General features: G+C 31.9%; 1 pseudogene. It reads left to right on the top strand.

The features are described 5' to 3' along the window. Positions 1-168: 168 nt before the first annotated feature. Positions 169-596, top strand: a pseudogene (locus KTF99_RS16900) (Y-family DNA polymerase); the annotation flags it as partial.

Below are 596 nucleotides of genomic sequence, written 5' to 3' on the forward strand. Positions count from 1 at the left end.
CTTAATTTGTCAGTTAAAAGTAAATAATTAATGTTTGAGTGTGTAGTTCAGTTGAATTACGCACTTTTAAATTTTATAATCGTTTTAGAATCAGTTTAATTATTAATGATGTGTTAATAATTAAATTAAAGGCAGTTGAGGTGAGAATGATGAGCGCAGGGAATATATATGGCTATAGATCTGAAAGCGTTTTATGCTTCTGTAGAATGTGTAGAAAGAGAATTAGATCCACATGAATACCAATCTGGTGGTTGCTGATTCAACTAAAACAGAAAAGACAATCTGTTTGGCTGTTTCTCCTTCTCTTAAACAGTATGGTATCGGCGGTAGAGCAAGGCTCTTTGAAGTAGTTCAAAAGGTCAAAGAAATCAATAGAAAAAGAAAAAAAGATAACAGGTATAGGGAGTTTAGAGGAAAATCACATATTGATTCAGAGTTAAAAAATGACACAAGTCTTGAACTGGGATTCATTATTGCCCCTCCGAGGATGGCATTTTATATTGATTACAGTAAAAAAATCTACGAAGTATATTTAGAATACACCTCAGCTGAAGATATTCATGTTTATTCAATTGATGAGGTTTTTATTGATGCAA

Source organism: Erysipelatoclostridium sp. MSK.7.34 (genome assembly GCF_019041935.1).
Taxonomy (GTDB): domain Bacteria; phylum Bacillota_I; class Bacilli_A; order Erysipelotrichales; family Coprobacillaceae; genus Thomasclavelia; species Thomasclavelia ramosa.